This is a genomic window from Klebsiella sp. BIGb0407, assembly GCF_024807845.1.
Taxonomy (GTDB): Bacteria; Pseudomonadota; Gammaproteobacteria; order Enterobacterales; family Enterobacteriaceae; genus JGM124.
This window is the reverse complement of the sequence record NZ_JANUEQ010000008.1, coordinates 25,702-44,863: the sequence shown is the minus strand read 5'-3', so window position 1 is coordinate 44,863 and position 19,162 is coordinate 25,702. Positions and strand designations below refer to the sequence as shown.

Below are 19,162 nucleotides of genomic sequence, written 5' to 3'. Positions count from 1 at the left end.
CATCATTCGCGCTGTCCAGGCAGCTTGAATTATGAAGGGTAGAGCAATGTCGCCAAGCCGGTGTAACCCGGTTTAATAAAAAACCCGGACTCAGGAGGTTTAGATGAACCGGTTTATTATCGCCGACCCAAAAAAATGTATCGGCTGCCGTACCTGTGAAATTGCCTGCGTGCTGGCTCACAGTGAATCTCAGGATCTCTCGCTGTTTAGCGCCGCCACATTTGCACCGCGTCTGCATGTGATTAAAGGCGTCAATATCAGTACTCCGGTGACCTGTCGCCAGTGTGAAGATGCGCCTTGCGCTAACGTCTGCCCGAACGGTGCCATTCTTCGCACCGGAGACCATGTGCAGGTAATGCAGGAACACTGTATTGGCTGTAAAACCTGCGTTGTCGCCTGCCCATACGGCGCAATGGAAGTCATCACTACCCCTATTTTCCGCCAGAATGGCGCCGCTATGGTGGCCATTTCAGATAAAGCTGAGGCGCATAAATGCGACCTGTGCAGCTCCCGCGATGAAGGCCCGGCCTGTATTGACATTTGCCCGACCAAGGCAATTTACGTCATCGACCGTAACCAGTTACAGGATATGAACGCAGAAAAACGCCGCCGCGCTGCGCTCGACAGCACATCCCCACTGCTGTTTTAACCCCGGATTGAGGAAATAATTAAATGAAAAAAGTCACCACTGTCTGTCCGTATTGCGGTGCCGGATGTAAATTAAATCTGGTCGTGGATAACGGAAAAATCATCCGTGCGGAAGCTGCGAACGGCGTGACCAATCAGAACGAATTATGCCTGAAAGGCTATTATGGCTGGGATTTTCTGAATGATACTAAACTGCTTACCCCGCGTCTGACGCAGCCGTTGATTCGCCGTGAAAGAGGCGGAAAATTTGAAGCGGTTAGCTGGGAAGAAGCAATCAGTTATACTGCCAAACGCCTGAGCGAGATAAAACAAAAACACGGTCCGCGCGCTATCATGACCACCGGTTCTTCCCGCGGTACCGGGAATGAAACCAACTTTGTGATGCAAAAATTTGCCCGTGCGGTCATCGGCACTAACAACGTCGACTGCTGTGCCCGCGTCTGCCATGGTCCTTCTGTTGCCGGTTTACAGGCCACGCTGGGTAACGGGGCGATGAGTAACTCGATTGGCGATATCGAAAACTCAAAATGCCTGCTGGTGTTTGGCTATAACTGCGCCGACTCCCACCCCATCGTTGCCCGCCGGGTGATTAAAGCCAAAGAAAAAGGCGCCCAGGTTATTGTCTGCGACCCGCGTCGTATCGAAACGGCACGTATTGCGAATCAGCATCTACAAATCAAAAATGGCTGTAATATGGCGCTGGTGAATGCCTTCGCCCATGTGCTTATCGAAGAAGACTTGTATGACCACGATTATGTGGCGAAATACACCGAAGGCTTTGAAGCCTACCGTAAAAATGTCGCCGATTACTCACCGGAAGCGGTCGCCGAGCAAACCGGCGTTTCTGCCCAGGAAATCCGCCAGGCAATGCGGACTTATGCCGCAGCACCTTCTGCCACTATAATGTGGGGCATGGGAGTCACACAATTTGGTCAGGCAGTTGACGTAGTTAAAGGCTTGGCGAGTCTGGCATTACTGACCGGTAACCTGGGTCGGGCCAATGTCGGCGTTGGCCCGGTGCGTGGTCAGAATAACGTCCAGGGTGCCTGCGACATGGGCGTGCTGCCGAATGAATTCCCGGGATACCAGTCAGTGACTGACGCCAAAGTTCGCGCCAAATTCGCAACGGCCTGGGGCATTGACGTAAATCAGATGGATACGCAAATTGGTCACCGTATCACTGAAATCCCACACCTCGCCATCGAAGGCAAGGTGAAAGCCTACTACATCATGGGCGAAGATCCGTTGCAGACTGAAGCCGATTTAGGCTTAGTGCGTAAAGGATTTGAAGCGCTGGAATTTGTGGTGGTTCAGGATATTTTCATGACCAAAACCGCCGAACAAGCCGACGTTATTTTGCCTGCAACCTCCTGGGGCGAGCACGGCGGCGTCTTCTCTTGTGCAGACCGCGGCTTCCAGCGTTTCGAAAAAGCGATTGAACCAAAATATAATGTCAAACGTGACTGGGACATTATCAGCCTGCTGGCTACCGAAATGGGTTATCCAATGCATTACCAGGATAATCAGGAAATCTGGGACGAAATGCGTAGCCTGTGCCCACTGTTCTTTGGTGCAACCTACGAAAAAATGGGCACTTTAGGGCATGTTCAGTGGCCTTGTACTACACTTGAAAGTCCGGGAACACCTTATCTGTACGCGGATAACCACTTCGATACCCCAACCGGTAAAGGTCAGTTATTTGCGGCCCCATGGCGTGCACCGGCAGAAGTACCGGACGGCGATTATCCGCTGGTCCTCTGTACCGTGCGCGAAGTGGGTCACTATTCATGCCGTTCGATGACCGGTAACTGCGCGGCTCTGCAAACCCTGGCTGACGAACCGGGCTTTGTGCAGATGAACCCGACAGATGCCGAAGCGCTGGGTATCCGTGACCAACAGCTGGTCTGGGTGGCCTCTCGTCGCGGTAAAGTGATTTCACGCGTTAACTACAATGAGCGTATCAATACGGGTGCAGTCTATATGACTTACCAGTGGTGGATCGGGGCCTGTAATGAACTGACCCAGGATAACCTTGACCCGATATCCAAAACACCGGAAACCAAGTACTGTGCGGTGAAAGTCGAACCTATCGCCGATCAGCGCTGGGCCGAAAACTACGCCCATCAGACTTACAGTGATATGAAAGCCCGTCTGCGTAGTGCTGTTGAAGATGTCACACCAGTCAGCTCAATGTAGTTTGCTGTCTCTAACGCCTCCCCCCGGGGGCGTTATCCCTCTGGTTTAAGTCTAAAGAGGTTTTATGTCTGGTCTGCTTATCCGTGTCTACGGCAAGGTACAAGGCGTCGGTTTCCGACCTTTTGTCTGGCAACTAGCCGACCAGCTACAACTTTGTGGTGATGTCAGTAATGACAGTGCGGGTGTCGAAATCAGGCTCCTCAATCCCTTTAATCTTGATGCCTTTATTGAACAGCTTAAACAGAATTGCCCACCTCTGGCACGTATCGACAGTATCAGCGTCACTCCCTTCGACTGGCAGACATCCCCCGAAAATTTTACCATTATTGAAAGTCGTCACTGCCAGATGGATACCCAGGTGGTGCCCGATGCCGCGACCTGCCCCGAATGCCTGAAAGATATTAACTGCAAGGGAGATCGTCGTTTCGGCTACGCGTTTACCAACTGTACACATTGCGGACCGCGTTTTACGCTGATCCGCGCCATGCCTTACGACAGGCCTTTTACCAGCATGGCAGAATTCACCTTATGCCCCGACTGTCTGCATGAATACCAAAATCCTGCCGACCGACGCTTTCATGCCCAGCCCGTTGCCTGTCCGCACTGTGGGCCACAAGTCACGGCAACGTTGCACAATGGCGATGAACTTGCCCGGGGAGAAGCGGCGCTGGAATATGCGGTCAACGCGTTACGCGCGGGGAAAATCGTCGCGGTCAAAGGACTTGGGGGTTTTCATCTTACCTGTGATGCCACGCGGCAAGATGCGGTTATGCGATTGCGGGAACGTAAACAGCGACCGTCAAAACCCCTGGCCGTGATGTTGCCGGATATCGACTGGCTGGCGCAATGCAGCGCGGCAAGCGAAGACAAAGCGCTACGCGATTTACTCCGTTCCCCGGCGGCACCCATTGTACTGACAGCCAAAAATGCCCGGTCGCCACTGTGCGCCGCCATAGCGCCTGACCTTGATGAAGTCGGCCTGATGCTGCCCTTTACTCCGCTCCATCATTTATTAATGCAGGCGGTTCAGATCCCGCTGGTAATGACCTCCGGCAATGCCAGCGGCTGTGCGCCAGTGCTGACCAATGAACAGGCTCTGTCGCAGCTGGAAGGTATCGCTGATGTCTGGCTGCTGCATAACCGCGATATCGTCCAGCGTGCGGATGATTCACTAGTACGCCTTACCCCTCAGGGGACGGAGATTCTGCGCCGGGCGCGGGGTTACGTACCGGATGCCCTTCCACTCCCTCCCGGATTCAAGACACAGCCACCGTTACTGGCGTTGGGAGGCGATCTTAAAAATACCTTCTGTCTGGTACGCGGCAACACCGCTACCCTCAGCGCCCATTTCGGTTCACTGACCCACAGCGATATTGCTGACCAGCAGCAACAGGCGATTGCGCATTTTCAGCATCTTTATGACTGTAAACCGCGGGCGATAGCCCGTGATATCCACCCGGCGTATGTCAGTCACGCGCAGGCGGAAAATTACCGGGTCCCGGTTTCTGATGTACTTCACCATCATGCCCATATCGCCGCCTGCCTGGCGGAACACCAGTGGCCGCTCGATAATAGAGAAGTCATTGGGCTGGCGCTGGATGGCCTGGGTTATGGTATTGGGGAAGATAACCAGGGAGCGCTCTGGGGCGGCGAGTGTTTACGGGCCAATTACCTGCACTGCGAACATCTGGGTGGATTACCGGCAGTGGCGCTGCCCGGTGGTGACCTGGCTGCACGAGAGCCATGGCGAAATACCCTGGCACAGTGGCTGGCATTTGTCCCGGACTGGCAGACCCGCCCTGAGGCACAGGTACTGCAAAACACACCCTGGTTCCCCCTGTCGAAAGCTATCCAGGCAGGCATTAACTCACCGCTCGCCTCATCCTGTGGACGTTTATTTGATGCCGTCGCGATGATACTCGGTTGTGCCCCTGTCCGGCTTAGCTGGGAAGGTGAAGCCGCCTGTCGCCTGGAAGCGCTGGCACAACAGGCTCCGGGGACTTTACATCCGATCACGATACCGCAGCTACAGACAAACTCTGGTACTGTTCTTGATTTAGCGACATTCTGGCAGCAATGGCTTGACTGGAAAGCCGAACCCGCCGCACGGGCATATGCTTTTCACGACGCTCTGGCTAAGGGCTTTGCCGCTCTGGCTTTATATCATGCAGAAAGAACTGGAATCCGGACCATCGCCCTTAGTGGCGGGGTACTACATAACCGCCTGCTGCGCCAACGGTTATATCACTACTTAGCGCCGCTTCAGGTGCTGATGCCGCAGGCTATCCCTGCCGGCGACGGCGGGCTGGCGCTGGGGCAAGCGGTTATTGCCTGTGCAAGCTTGCAACATCGCGCTATCTAAAACATCAAAAAACCGTTCATCCGGCTTGATAAGAAACCCCGCATATATACGTAATATTGTTAAGCGCCCTGTCATTTTCTCGCTTACAAGTCACATGTTAACGATTAATTGATATTGTAATGAAAATCATTCTCATGTAAATTTTGATGTATCAACGTTTCATCATTTACACCACAGTAACGGCTAGAACGATATGTCATCTCCTGGTTTAGGTTCGGCTGAAAATATTGAGCTGATTTTCTCAGAACATCATAGCTGGCTACAGAAATTACTCAGACGACGTCTCGGAAATACCAGTGATGCAGCCGATCTGGCCCAGGACGTGTTTCTTCGATTACTGCTGAAACCCCGTCATTTTGACAGTCTGGCCGGCGCGCGAGCCTATCTGGGTACCATGGCTCAGGGGATGTGTATTGATTTATGGCGCAGAAAAGAACTGGAGCGCGTATGGCTTGAGGCCTTGGCCCTGCAGCCACTCCCCGTCGCCGTTTCGGCTGAACATTGCGCTATTGTGCTCGAAACCTTATATCAGGTCGATGCAATGCTACGGGCTTTGCCAGAGAAGGTTCGTGCAGCTTTTGTCATGTCACAAATCCGCGGGCTGACCTATGCAGAAATTGCCAGCGAACTGGCCGTATCTGAGCGGATGGTGAAAAAATATATGGCACAGGCTATGCTGCACTGCCTGATGCTGGAAGTTGAGTATACTGATGCTTTCACACCCGCCTCAGCCTGAAGCTGTACCCCATAAGCCGGGTTTCGCAGCCTTGCAACAGGCGGCAAACTGGTATGCTGAGGTCGAGGATATCGCTTCTCCTGAGCATTATCCCGCGGCATTACAATCCTGGCTTAACCAAAGTCAGGAGCACCAGCAGGCATGGCGGTATGTGCTGAATATTAGCCAGCGTTTTACCCCGCTGCGGGAAAACCCCGGGCAACAAACTGCGGCGCTAACGGCGTTGAATCAGACATCGCATAATGCAGGACGCCGTCAGATGCTGAAAATGGCTGCATGGATCTCTCTAGGATCCCTGCTCGGCTGGACAAGCTGGCGACATACCCCACTGCGTGAGCAGGTGCTGGCCTGGCGCGCAGATTATTATAGCCCGCTCGGGTCTGTCACGCAGTTCACTCTGAGTGATGGGTCACATATCTGGCTCGATACTGACAGCGCACTGAATACCGATTATTCCTCAACCCAGCGTGCACTTCAGCTACTGCATGGTCGAGTGATGATTAATACAGCGACCGATCCATTGCGGCCACTGACGCTATCAACCGCACAGGGAACAATGCGAGCCCTTGGTACCCGCTTCAGTGCTCAAGAACGAGACAAGAGTACGGTGCTGCAGGTTTATCAGGGGGCGGTGGAAGTCTCACCGACAGACAGCTCCGAGCGGCTTATCGTAAAAGCGGGGCAAAAAGTCACCTTCCGGCAGAATGAAATTGGACCCGTAACCGCCGTCATGAGAGAACCGACCTGGCCACAGGGGTTATTGCAGGCAGACAATCTGCCGCTCAGTGAGTTTATCGAACGATTAGCAACCTATCGTCGCGGTTATCTGGGATGTGACCCGGCAATTGCGAAGCTTACCGTCACGGGTACTTTCCCATTGAATAATACCGATATGGCGCTGGAGATGCTGACCCACGTGCTACCCGTCCAGCTTAATCGCCGTTTTTCATGGTGGCTGACCGTTGCCCCACTCGATAAATAACCGCTTTTTAAAAAAAATTGATCAGCCGGGTTCCCCTTTTGGTTCTCTCATCCGATTAATCCCCTGTAGCACTTCTACTTTTGGGAATTAACAGGGTATCTATGTCACCGTCACTACAAAATAGCCAGCCATACCGTTTTCACCGCACGCCCGTGGCTGCATTTATGCGCATCATTTTGTGCGTACCTGCTTTCAGCTTAACGGCTTCTCTGATGTCTCCCGTTTATGCCGCCCAGGTAACCGAAAGCACACACACTTTCGCGATCCCGGCCGCCTCTCTTGCCGCTCAGCTTAATCAGTTTGCTGCACAGTCAGGTATTTTTCTGGCAAGCGATGCCCGACTTACCGCCGGAAAATCAGGCCCGGCGCTTAAAGGGAGCTATCTGATTGCTGATGGTTTTTCTCGCCTGCTGAGCGGCCATGGCTTAATGGCCGAACAGCAGTCTGATGGCAGTTACTCGCTAAAAAAGATCCCCGAAGGGGACGAAATGGTGGTGACAGCCAAGGTTAACCATGGCTCTATGACGGAGGACACCGACTCATACACTACCCGAAATATGGCTGCCGCGACGCGGCTGAACCTCTCGCCACGCGAAACGCCACAGTCGGTTAGCGTCGTCACACGTCAGCGTATGGATGACCAGAATATGACGACCCTTGACGATGCGATGCGTCAGGTGACTGGCGTCAATGTCATCAAGGAGAGCTCCTACCAGACTCGCTATCAGTCACGCGGTTTCACTATGGATAATATTCAGGAAGATGGCATCAGCTCATCGTTTCAGAATAGCGTTGCCGGTATGGGATCTTCTGAGGCCTCGGCCGAATCACCCGACCTGGCCATTTATGACCATGTGGAAATACTCCGGGGGGCATCAGGCCTGACGCAAGGGAGCGGCGAACCTGGCGGTACCGTGAACATGGTGCGTAAACGTCCTACTTACGATTTTCGCTCATCTATCAGCGCAGGAATCGGTAGCTGGGATAACTACCGGAGCGAAGCGGATGTTTCCGGACCATTGAATGACGATGCTTCACTTCGCGGCCGTTTCGTCGGTGTTCTGCAAACGAAAAACAGCTTTACCGATTATGTGAACAGCGATCGTCAAGTACTGTTCGGTACCCTCGCCTACGATTTCACACCGCAGACCACTGTCACCACCGGTATCTCATGGCAAAAAACCAACACCGTGCCCGATCTTTACGGTGTCCCGATGTCCACTGACTACTCGAGTCTTAATTTGCCGCGTTCGACCTTCCTGGGGGCAAGCTGGAATAATATTACCTTTGAAAAAACCAATGCTTTTGCGGAGTTAGAACACAGCTTCGATAATGACTGGGTGGCGAAAAGCTCGGTAAATTATATCTCTGCCAGTGCCCAGGGTAAGTTTATTGGTATTTTTGGTAACGGTACTCAAGGCGTGGATGATTCAGGTAACGCTAAACTCAATAACGTGTTACAGCGGCACAATCGTAGTACACAGTTTGGTTTAAATATGAATTTAAGCGGTCCGTTTGAATTACTGAATCGCGACCATGAGCTGGTACTCGGCGCTGATTATCAGAAGGAAAACTTCAGTAACTTATTTGGATCTGTCAGTAATACCAGCGTAGTGAATATCAATAGTTGGGACCCTGAAAGTCTGAACGAACCCACCTGGGATTACACCCGCCGCTATCAGTACGATATCTATCAGCGTGGGGTCTATGCCACGACCCGGCTGAAACTGGCAGATGACTGGACAGCGATCCTCGGCAGTCGCTACAGTAATTTCACCTACGACTCTTATTTTACCAATCTCACGACCGGAAATATCACCGGGCATAGCAATTACAAGGTGAAAGGTAAAGCCATGCCTTATGGCGGCTTGCTGTGGGATTTTGCAGAAGATTACACCTGGTATCTGAGCTACGCAGAAATTTATAAACCGCAAAGTTCGAAAGATGCCAATGGTAACTTCCTGCCACCGGTGACGGGAAGTAACTACGAAACCGGTATAAAAGGGGAATTCTTCGACGGAGCTCTGAATGCTTCCGTCGCCCTGTTCCGTATTATTCAGGAAAATAATGCGCTGAGCGGCATCGACTGCGACGAGTGCTATATTGCCGATGGCAGAGTACAGAGCCAGGGGCTGGAGGCTGAAATTTCCGGCCAGCTGGCAGAAGGCTGGCAAGTTTACGCCGGGTATACCCTCAATAACAGTAAATACCTTGAAGCTTCCACCACGCAAAAAGGGACTAACTACAGTAAACACACACCCCAGCACCTTTTCCGCTTATACAACAGCTATCGTTTACCCGGAGAGTGGAATAAATGGTCATTCGGTGCGGGCCTGACAGCCCAGACAGACACTACCACTAACTACAGTGTGTCTCAGGGTGGATATACCCTGTTTAATGCCAATATCGGTTACCAGTACAGTAAACAAATCAGCCTCAGCTTAAATGGTAATAACCTGACGGATAAAGAGTATTACATCGGCGTGGCTAACCGTCACCGGGGGGGGAATAACTTCTACGGCGATCCGCGTAACGTCATGTTTAACGTGAAATTGGCTTATTAAGCTAACGCCCTCTGAATCTGAAAGATAGCCATTCGCATTCGTAATGGGCGGCTATCTCTCTAAGCGCGACCTTTACCACTCTCTTTATACGACGTGCTCTATGCAAAGTTTAAAACGATTTTACTCGCTTATTACTCCCTACTGGCTGCATCCCCGCTCAGGCTTTATGTGGCTTTTACTCCTGACTCTGGTCGGGCTCACGTTAGCTGTGGTCTGGATAAGCGTTCAGTACAATAACTGGAGCCGTGAGTTCTATGATGCCATGACCGACTACTTTCAGCACACCGCTGTTACCGGACTAGTGCTCTCATATGCTGGCTTAACGGTACTCTTTGTGTTGTGTATTATCAGCGCAAACTGGCTGAAAAAGTTACTGATTATTCGCTGGCGGCAGAAAATGACGCTGAGATTTCAGTCCACCTGGCTAAGAAGACATAATCATTATCGTCTGAGTCTCGGCTCAGGTCCGGATAACCCCGACCAGCGTATTGCCGAGGATATTCAGCTGCTGATTGAGCAGAGTCTGGAGCTCTTTTTATCGCTACTCAAAAATACCACCCGACTGTTTTCGTTTATTTTTATTCTCTGGCAGCTATCGGACCAGATACGTGTCACTGTTTCCGGTTATAGCTTCATTGTGCATGGTTATCTGGTCTGGATCGCGCTGATATATGCAACGCTCAGCAGTTTGCTCGCACACAAAATCGGGCGTCCTCTGCATAAACTCAATATAGAGAAACAAAAAACCGAGGCGGATTACCGCGCCGGTCTGTTACGTATCCGTGAGAATACCGAGCAAATTGCTTTCTACCGCGGTGAACGCGCTGAACTACGTCGAGCCCAGCAACGTTTCCGGGCTATCGTCAGAAACTGGCAACAACTGATGCTACGCGAGTTTAAGCTGGAAAGTTTCACCACCACGTATTTTCGTCTGAGTCTGATGATCCCTATTTTTGCCGTACTGCCGCTTTATATCGCCAAAAAAATCTCGTTCGGCGGGGTGATGCAGGCGCGTTCCGCATTTGGCTATGTGCTGGATGCTTTTGGCTGGTTTATTGATTCCTATCGCCAGATAGTCGCCTGGTCCGCAACGGTGGAAAGGCTCTGGGAATTTGAGCAACATTTAAGGAACTTACCGGCCAGGACCAAGGAGCCACGTTATTCTCAACAATTGGTTTGCCGCAACCTGGTCGCTTATCATGGGAATGGCTACCCCCTCTTCGATCCCGTCAGTCTCAGCCTGCAAAGCGGCGATTCAATAGCGATTACGGGTGCCAGCGGGAGCGGTAAAACAACCTTTTTAAGAACTCTGTCGGGGCTGTGGCCGTTTTGTAGTGGAAGCTGGAATTTACCGCCAGGAAAGAGTCTTTTTATTCCACAAAAGCCTTATTTGCCTTATGACACGCTTTGGCATGTGCTGACTTACCCGGGACTCACTTATGTCACCGAAGAGCAGGTTATAATCTGCATGAAACAGGTCGGGCTAACTCACCTGAGCACTCAGCTTAATGAGCGAAAATTATGGAGTCATATTCTCTCTGGCGGGGAGCAACAGCGTGTTTCGTTTGCCAGAATATTATTGAGTAAACCGGCGCTTATTTGTCTGGATGAGTCGACAAGTCATCTCGATGATAACAGTGCGTTACGGTTAATAAGGCTTATTCAAAGCGAATTGCCGGAAAGTATTATTCTGGCTGTCAGCCACCAGGTCTCTGTTATGGAATTATTTGCCCGCCATCAAGCCATTCAGTTGGATGCTACTGAATGGGATAATACCGGCCCTGTTGTTTATTAAAAGCATATTCAACGCTGATATCATCCCGCATGCTGTAGCAATGAAAAGAAACCGTCGCGTCATTAACAGTTTCAATATTTTGATAAATAGCTGTCATATAAAAACCAAAGTCACAATTTTCCGTTTGCGGATTAATTGTCTGTATCACCGCGCCGCGTTTTTTATCAATAACCTTAACCTGATGAATAACGAGACCGTCATTGCTGTTTTCATATACGCCAATAAAACCGTGATCCGCAGTTTGTCCCCAGAAAGGGATGTCCATGCTCGCTTCACCGGCAACGATCTGAGTTTCATCCAACATGTCGGTACCGGATAAACTGACGGGCAGACGGGTTTTATCATTCTGCCAGACACCCGTTAAGCCTTCATCATTGTAGGTGAGTCTGAAAGGACAGGTCTCCAGATCGTAATTTTCACCCACCAGCAGATATTTATCGAAATCCGTCTTGCTGGTGGTCTCACACAGGGTAAGACCGGTTGCTGTTTCACGACCATAGAGCACAATCGGCGCGCGGCGTTTATCGTAGTAATAGCTTCCCTCAACGCCAGTATGAGGGCCAAAAGTGTAAGTCTGAAGAGAGACATGTACCGGATATTTGCCTATCGTGCCAGTATAGTTACTGACCACATACCAGCTATTCCCGGCGAAAACCGCCTGACACACTGACAGCGAAACCGCCGCAGTTATCGCCTTTATTCCATTCATTGTTTACTCCATAAAAAAAGCCCCGAAAAGACTCCGGGGCCTGGTACAAACAACATCATATTGGGCGACATGATGTGCGGTAAACACGTTTTCTCAGGCTGAAGTGGCCTGGTGATTCAGTGCTGCGTTCATCGCAGCCTTCATTGCAACTACGCTATCGCCGTCAACGCAATAGCGCGAGAATTCGTCGGCGGCTGCATCAGCACTCATGGAGACGCCAGTATTGCGGTAACGCATCGTTGATGCGACTAAATGCCCCGCTGAACTGTGCAGCTCTTCGATTCCATGCTGCAGAAAGAGTGGGATATTGGCCAGTCGTACTCCAGCCCCCGCCATAATGATTGGAGTAGCCGATCGTTGTTTTAGTTCCCGAAGCAATGAAATTCCTTTCTCAGCGCTCGGTTGCTGGCCTGAGGTCAGTATCCGCGCTACGCCAAGTTCTCTTAGCGTGTCAAAGGCTTGCTGCGGTGAGCGACACATATCGAATGCACGATGAAAAGTCACAGACATACCCTCACTGGCTTCCATCACTTGCTTCATCCGCGGAATATCGACCTCACCTTCTTCATTTAAGATGCCAGTCACCAGCCCCGGGAATCCTAGCTCACGCACCAGGGCAATATCGGCCAGCATGCAGTCAAATTCACTCTGGGTGTAACAGAAATCGCCACCGCGAGGACGAATAATCGGGTGAACGGGTATCGATACCTGTTGTTTTACCAGAAGTAATACGCCTGCCGAGGGAGTCAGCCCTCCTTCTTTAGGTGCCGAACAGAGTTCGATTCTGTCTGCCCCTGCCCGTTGTGCCGTCAGTGCACAATCTAAGCCATAACAGCATATTTCTAACAACGCCATTGCTTGCTCCTTAAAATCGGGACGATAAAATTACTGTTTTTCGCTTAACACAATCTCTTCAAGACTCCAGGGATGAAACTTCAGCGTAACTTTGCCATCTGTAATCGCAAAAGTGGTGTTAGGGAGTCTTTCCCCTTCTGCTTGCGGCGCGCTGGTTTTCACAGCAATCCCCGTTTCCATTAATCCTTCATCGCTCAGTAATGCTAAAGCTCGGGTATTTAAACTTTCCGCAGGGCCGGGAAGAACGATTTCTACATGCTCCCAGCCTTCGTGGGGGTAACGTTTTTCACCAGGCCAGGGCAGCTCTATCAGCGTAAACGCCCAGCCTGCTACACAAACCGGCTGTTCCAGTTTGAATAAGCAGACAGGACGACCGTTGATCTGACTTTCGCTGAATAAGACGCCGCACTTTTCTAACCCCCTACGCCAGCGTTCTGCAGTAGTATTCTGGTGACAGCGCAATGAAATATGATCGGCATTTAGCGGCACAATATCCAGCCCGATGCGGCTCGCCAGCCCGGTTATCTGCAGGCAAAACCGATCCAAATCAGTCACCAGGTCCTGTAATTCATCAATACTTTGCCATTGTGCCATCCGCAACTCTCCAGAAATATAAAAAACGCTAATCTACCTTGTCACCTCAGGGTAACCAACTCCAGCGGAGAATTTCTGCCATTGAGTGACTATTCCTTATACACAGGAACAAATTACTGGCGCGGAAATAAGGCTTTTGCTGACTCGGCGCGATAAATAACGCTATACTTACTCTCTATTTCTTTGCTCATTTATCAACGACCGCCCGCATCAGGTGGTTCGGACTCTGTTAAGGTATCCCGGTGAATATTCAGTCTCTTCTCTCAGAAAAAGTTAGCCTGGCAATGATTGCTGCAGGTGCAGCCGCGGATTGTGAACCGCAGGTTCGTCAGTCAGCAAAAGTTCAGTTCGGCGACTATCAAGCCAATGGCGTGATGTCAGTTGCCAAAACGCTGGGCATGCCACCGCGACAATTCGCTGAGAAGGTGATTGCCAGCCTCGATTTGACCGGTATCGCCCACAAAGTTGAAATTGCAGGTCCGGGTTTTATCAATATCTTCCTTGAGCCCGCATTCCTGGCTCAGCATATTGAAACCGCCGTGGCTTCACCTCGTGTCGGGGTCAGCCCGGTCAAACCGCAGACCATTGTTGTCGACTACTCTGCGCCAAACGTTGCCAAAGAGATGCACGTCGGCAATATTCGCTCCACCATTATTGGTGATGCGTCAGTGCGCACTCTGGAGTTCCTCGGCCATAACGTTATCCGTGCGAACCACGTCGGCGACTGGGGCACGCAGTTTGGTATGCTGATTGCCTGGCTTGAAAAACAGCAGACCGAAAATGCCGGTGATATGGTGCTGGCTGACCTCGAAGCCTTCTATCGTGACGCGAAAAAATATTACGACGAAGACGAGGTTTTTGCCGAACGTGCCCGCGGCTATGTCGTGAAGTTACAGAGTGGCGATGAGTACTGCCGTGATATGTGGCGTAAACTGGTCGACATCACCATGACTCAGAATCAGTTAACCTATCAGCGTCTGAATGTCACGCTGACCCGGGATAATGTGATGGGTGAAAGCCTGTATAACCCAATGCTTGCTGGTATTGTTGCTGACCTGAAAGCTAAAGGCCTGGCGGTTGAAAGCGAAGGCGCTACCGTTGTCTATCTTGATGAGTTCAAGAATAAAGACGGCGAACCTATGGGCGTGATTATCCAGAAAAAAGATGGCGGCTATCTCTACACCACCACCGATATCGCCTGCGCCAAGTATCGCTATGAAACCCTGCATGCTGATCGTGCGCTCTACTATATCGACTCTCGTCAGCACCAGCATCTGATGCAAGCCTGGGCTATCGTGCGTAAAGCCGGGTATATTCCTGACAGCATGTCACTTGAACACCACATGTTCGGTATGATGCTGGGTAAAGACGGTAAACCCTTTAAAACCCGTACTGGCGGCACCATTAAACTTTCTGAGTTACTGGACGAAGCGCTGGATCGTGCGCGCCGTCTGGTTGCTGAGAAAAACCCGGATATGCCTGCCGATGAGCTGGAAAAACTGGCCAATGTTGTTGGTATCGGCGCAGTAAAATACGCTGACCTGTCTAAGAGTCGTACCACCGACTATATCTTCGACTGGGACAATATGCTGGCGTTTGAAGGTAACACTGCGCCGTATATGCAATATGCCTATACCCGAGTACTGTCCGTCTTCCGTAAAGCAGAAATTACTGAAGCCGAGCTGCTGAAATGTCCGGTGACACTGACAGAAGAGCGTGAAACTCAGCTGGCAGTCCGCCTGCTGCAATTTGAAGAGACGCTTAGCGTGGTTGCCCGTGATGGTACCCCGCATGTCATGTGTAGCTACCTCTATGATTTAGCAGGCCTGTTCTCTGGCTTCTACGAACATTGCCCTATCCTGAGCGCGGGTAATGATGAATTGCGTAACAGCCGTTTAAAACTGGCCTTGTTAACCGCTAAAACGCTGAAACTGGGTCTGGATACTTTAGGTATTGAAACCGTAGAACGGATGTAATCAGTCAAAATAACAACGGCATGTCACTGATGAGTGACATGCCGTTTTTTTATGCCTGATTTCTGCCTCAGGGCGTGTAGTTGACGATAACCTGGTTACTGCTGACACGTAATGGCGGATAAAAACTCCCTCGGCCATGCACTTCCCAGACAAAAATCAGCGGCTGACCGGCAGAAATGCCCGCTAATCCTCTGGTAGTACCGCTCGGGCCGTCCAGCGCAACACAGCGACTTGGCGAACAAAGCTTAACTCTTAGTCCGGCGGGTTCCGGACTCATCAGCTGGTAGCGCCAGGCAATTAAGGTCATGTTTCCATTCACCTCAGCCGGAGGGCGAAGTGCCGGGGAATTCACCACTATCCCACGCTGACTGAGCGTGGCGCCCATGCCACTCGCCTGCCATGCCCCGCTACCCGAGGCGCTGGCCTGCAAGGGCAATAACAAGAGCAGCAGTAAGACTCGCACTATTTGCCCCCAATCGTTGCCGTCATACGAATATTGCGGTTATCCGACAGTTCCAGGCTGGAAAGTACCACCAGCTGCGGCAGCGAGCGGCGCAGAAAACGCGATAACAGCGGGCGCAGAGCATGATTTACCAGTAATACTGGCGGCGCCCCCATCATTTCCTGACGTTGTAAGGCATCCTGCGTCTGGGCAAGCAGGCGATCTGCCAGACCCGGCTCAAGCCCGCCCCCACCCTGCAGGGCTTGTAACAGAATACGTTCCAGGGCCGGATCGAGGCCGATAACCTGTACTTCAGCCGTACCAGGGAACCATTGTTGGGTGATAGCGCGCCCCAGCGCAACACGTACTACGGCCGTCAGTTCATGGGGATCATTTTGAATAGGGGCATGTTCTGCCAGGGTTTCCATAATGGTGCGCATATCCCGAATCGGGATATTCTCCTCAAGGAGATTTTGCAACACCTTATGCAGAATAGTCAGGGTCACCACCGCAGGAACTAAATCTTCCACCAGTTTGGGCATTTCCTGGGCCACTCTGTCCAGCAGTTGCTGGGCTTCCTGACGACCAAATAATTCAGCCGCATGCTGGCCAATCAGATGGTTAAGGTGTGTCGCCACCACGGTACTGGCTTCAACTACTGTAAAACCTTGAATTTGTGCCTGTTCTTTAAGCGCACTTTCAATCCAGATGGCAGCCAGACCAAAAGCCGGATCGATAGTGGTTTCTCCGGGTAAGGTTCCCGCGGCCGTTCCCGGGTTAATCGCCAGCCAGCGTCCGGGATATGCCTCACCACTACCAATTTCGACCCCCTTCATCAGAATACGGTAGCGTGCCGGGGTTAAATCCATATTATCGCGGATATGGACTACCGGTGGCAGAAAGCCCATTTCCTGAGCAAATTTCTTACGGATACTCCGAATCCGTCCGAGCAGTTCACCATCTTGCTGAGTATCCACCATCGGAATTAAACGATAGCCCACTTCCATACCTAGTGGGTCTTCCAGCTGAACATCATTCCAGCTAGCTTCCACTACTTGCGTATTATCCGGCATTTTTACCGGTTGTGGGGCGGCTATGACCTGCCCTTCGCGGCCACGCAGCCACCATGCCAGCCCTAAAAGCGCGGCGGTAAATAGCAGAAAGACTAAGTTCGGCATGCCCGGCACTAAACCGAGTAAACCGAGCACGCCTGCGGATAACACCATAACCCGCGGATGGCTGAACAGCTGGGTGACCATCTGCTCGCCAACATCCTGATCGGTGGCAACCCGGGTCACAATCACACCCGCGGCGGTTGAGATAACCAGCGCCGGGATTTGTGCGACCAGACCATCACCGATGGTCAGCAAGGTATAGCTTTCCGCCGCAGCGCCAATCGGCATATCATGCTGAATTACCCCGACCAGCAAACCACCTACAATGTTGATAACCATGATGATTAAACCCGCAACGGCATCACCACGGACAAACTTACTGGCACCATCCATTGAGCCGTAGAAGTCGGCTTCCTGGGTCACTTCTGAGCGGCGTTTTTTTGCTTCTTCCTCACCAATAATGCCGGCATTCAAATCGGCATCAATCGCCATTTGTTTACCTGGCATACCGTCCAGCACGAAACGGGCACCTACTTCGGCAATACGTCCGGCACCCTTAGTGATAACCATAAAGTTAATCAGGACGAGGATAATAAACACCACGATACCAATAGCAAAGTTACCGCCTACCAGGAAGTGGCCGAAGGCTTCAACCACTTTACCGGCGGCCGCGGCACCAGTATGACCATCGAGTAAAATGATACGTGTTGAGGCAACGTTAAGTGCCAGACGTAATAAGGTCGTAAACAGTAAAATAGTCGGAAAAGCAGCAAACTCGAGGGTCCGCTGGGTAAACATGGCCACCAATAACACCATAATAGATAAGGCAATATTGAAGGTGAATAACAGATCCAGAACAAAGGCCGGTAATGGCAGCACCATCATCGACAAGATAAGTAATATCAGGATTGGTCCGGCAAGGATCTGCCACTGACCCGATTTCATACCGCGAGGTAAACGCAGCATTGTTATCAAATTACTCATCAGAGTCCTTGTTATTGGTAAAGTCTAGTGCCGCTGGCACGGGTAAATTTGCAGGTTTTTGCGGGATCAGTCCCCCGGCCATACGCCAGCGTCTCAGCTGCCAGACCCAGGCCAGTACTTCGGCGACAGCCGCATACAGCTGACCGGGTATCTGCTGACCGATTTCGGCGTGTCGATATAAAGCACGAGCCAGCGGAGGAGCTTCCAGCATCGGAATACGGTTTTGTTCGGCAATTTCACGTATCCGCAATGCCACCTGCCCCGCCCCTTTTGCCAGTACTTTTGGCGCACTCATTTTATTTTCGTCATATTGCAAAGCGACCGCATAATGGGTCGGGTTAGTGACAATCACATCCGCTCTGGGCACATCCGCCATCATGCGACGACGGGCCATCGCTCGCTGTTGCTGACGAATACGCCCTTTAACATGAGGGTCACCCTCATTCTGTTTGTGTTCATCACGAATATCCTGGTGGGTCATTTTCAATTTTTTGATATGGCTGAAAATTTGGAAAAAGACATCAAAGCCCACCATCGGGATAAGCCCGAGTATCACCAGCAAGGCACATAATGCGACGATATTCAGGGCATTACCCAATGCAGCAACGGGTGGCTCATGGATTAGACGTAACATCGACGGCCAGTTATGCCAGAGGAACCAACCCACCACGACGCCCAGCAGTATGACCTTCAGCAATGCCTTAAATAACTCAGCCAGCGTTTGCATCGAGAACATGCGTGCAAACCCTTTAATCGGGTTCATTTTGCCAAGATCAAACTTAATCGATTTACCGCTGAACATAATGCCGCCCAGTAGCATCGGGGCAGCAATCGCCATAATGACTAGCCCGGCAATAAGCGGCAGGAGAGCCATCACAGCGAGCTTAACTAAATGGCTAATTTGGTGAATAGTCAGACTGGGATCATTAATAATTTTATGATCAAAATGCAGACCATCTGAGAGCATCGACCCCAGGGTACGGCCGAGTGACGCACCTCCGGCCCAGAGCACGCTCAGTCCAACCAGCATCATAAGTAATGAGGTGAGTTCGCGGGATCGCGGGATCTGTCCATCTTCCCGTGCTTTTTCAAGTCGGTGGGATGTGGGGGCTTCTGTTTTTTCCTGATCGCTATCTTCAGACACTCTGAAAATCCCGTGGCCGTAAGTCAGCCAAAGCATGCCAGAGCTATGAACAAATAATGG

At 51.3% G+C, this 19,162-nt stretch carries 14 protein-coding genes; 8 read left to right on the top strand and 6 right to left on the bottom strand.

The genetic code is table 11. The annotated features are described in order from the left end of the window. Positions 1-103: 103 nt before the first annotated feature. The 7 genes from hydN to M2387_RS20165 all read left to right on the top strand — a co-directional run bounded on the left by hydN (position 104) and on the right by M2387_RS20165 (position 11,283). Entirely contained in the window at positions 104-649 is a 546-nt protein-coding gene (gene hydN / locus M2387_RS20195) for an electron transport protein HydN (RefSeq protein ID WP_259052071.1), read from the top strand. Between the two features lie 23 nt (positions 650-672). Continuing rightward, positions 673-2,844, top strand: coding sequence for a formate dehydrogenase subunit alpha (fdhF, locus tag M2387_RS20190; protein ID WP_259052070.1), 2,172 nt, complete (start codon positions 673-675; stop codon positions 2,842-2,844). A gap of 64 nt (positions 2,845-2,908) precedes the next feature. Beyond that, positions 2,909-5,206 (top strand): carbamoyltransferase HypF, encoded by a 2,298-nt coding sequence (hypF, locus tag M2387_RS20185; RefSeq protein ID WP_259052069.1) that lies wholly within the window; start codon positions 2,909-2,911, stop codon positions 5,204-5,206. Between the two features lie 193 nt (positions 5,207-5,399). After that, positions 5,400-5,942 (top strand): sigma-70 family RNA polymerase sigma factor, encoded by a 543-nt coding sequence (locus M2387_RS20180; protein WP_259052067.1) that lies wholly within the window; start codon positions 5,400-5,402, stop codon positions 5,940-5,942. Then, a complete protein-coding gene (locus M2387_RS20175) occupies positions 5,917-6,924 on the top strand; it encodes a FecR domain-containing protein (protein WP_259052064.1) in 1,008 nt (335 codons plus the stop codon). Before M2387_RS20180 ends, M2387_RS20175 begins: the two co-directional genes overlap by 26 nt. Positions 6,925-7,025: 101 nt before the next feature. Next, the gene (locus tag M2387_RS20170) at positions 7,026-9,488 is read left to right on the top strand and encodes a TonB-dependent siderophore receptor (protein WP_259052061.1); all 2,463 of its coding nucleotides are present in this window, start codon (positions 7,026-7,028) and stop codon (positions 9,486-9,488) included. A 100-nt stretch (positions 9,489-9,588) separates the two neighbouring features. Then, a complete protein-coding gene (locus M2387_RS20165; protein WP_259052059.1) occupies positions 9,589-11,283 on the top strand; it encodes an ABC transporter ATP-binding protein/permease in 1,695 nt (564 codons plus the stop codon). Here M2387_RS20165 and M2387_RS20160 read toward each other — a convergent pair. From M2387_RS20160 to M2387_RS20150, 3 genes are all read right to left on the bottom strand, one after another. Beyond that, on the bottom strand, positions 11,246-11,992 hold the full coding sequence (locus M2387_RS20160) for a hypothetical protein (protein WP_259052058.1): 747 nt from the start codon (positions 11,990-11,992) through the stop codon (positions 11,246-11,248). The two genes, M2387_RS20165 and M2387_RS20160, sit on opposite strands and share 38 nt — an antisense overlap. Before the next feature lie 93 nt (positions 11,993-12,085). Continuing rightward, positions 12,086-12,847 carry a copper homeostasis protein CutC gene (gene cutC, locus M2387_RS20155; RefSeq protein ID WP_259052057.1) on the bottom strand — a complete coding sequence of 254 codons (762 nt, stop codon included), beginning with the start codon at positions 12,845-12,847 and terminating at the stop codon, positions 12,086-12,088. A 30-nt stretch (positions 12,848-12,877) separates the two neighbouring features. Then, on the bottom strand, positions 12,878-13,441 hold the full coding sequence (locus M2387_RS20150) for a VOC family protein (protein WP_259052056.1): 564 nt from the start codon (positions 13,439-13,441) through the stop codon (positions 12,878-12,880). Positions 13,442-13,683: 242 nt separating this feature from the next. Here M2387_RS20150 and argS point away from each other — a divergent pair, with 242 nt between their 5' ends. Further along, a complete protein-coding gene (gene argS / locus M2387_RS20145; protein WP_259052054.1) occupies positions 13,684-15,417 on the top strand; it encodes an arginine--tRNA ligase in 1,734 nt (577 codons plus the stop codon). Positions 15,418-15,484: 67 nt separating this feature from the next. Here the strand turns inward: argS and flhE are convergent, their stop codons facing one another. Genes flhE through flhB form a run of 3 tightly spaced genes read right to left on the bottom strand, consistent with a single transcriptional unit; the run spans position 15,485 to position 19,102 of the window. Beyond that, a complete protein-coding gene (gene flhE / locus M2387_RS20140; protein WP_259052052.1) occupies positions 15,485-15,880 on the bottom strand; it encodes a flagellar protein FlhE in 396 nt (131 codons plus the stop codon). Then, positions 15,880-17,958: a flagellar biosynthesis protein FlhA gene (flhA, locus tag M2387_RS20135; RefSeq protein ID WP_259052050.1), complete on the bottom strand. Its 2,079-nt coding sequence runs from the start codon at positions 17,956-17,958 to the stop codon at positions 15,880-15,882. Before flhA ends, flhE begins: the two co-directional genes overlap by 1 nt. Next, the gene (flhB, locus tag M2387_RS20130) at positions 17,951-19,102 is read right to left on the bottom strand and encodes a flagellar biosynthesis protein FlhB (protein ID WP_259052049.1); all 1,152 of its coding nucleotides are present in this window, start codon (positions 19,100-19,102) and stop codon (positions 17,951-17,953) included. Before flhB ends, flhA begins: the two co-directional genes overlap by 8 nt. Positions 19,103-19,162: the final 60 nt, after the last annotated feature.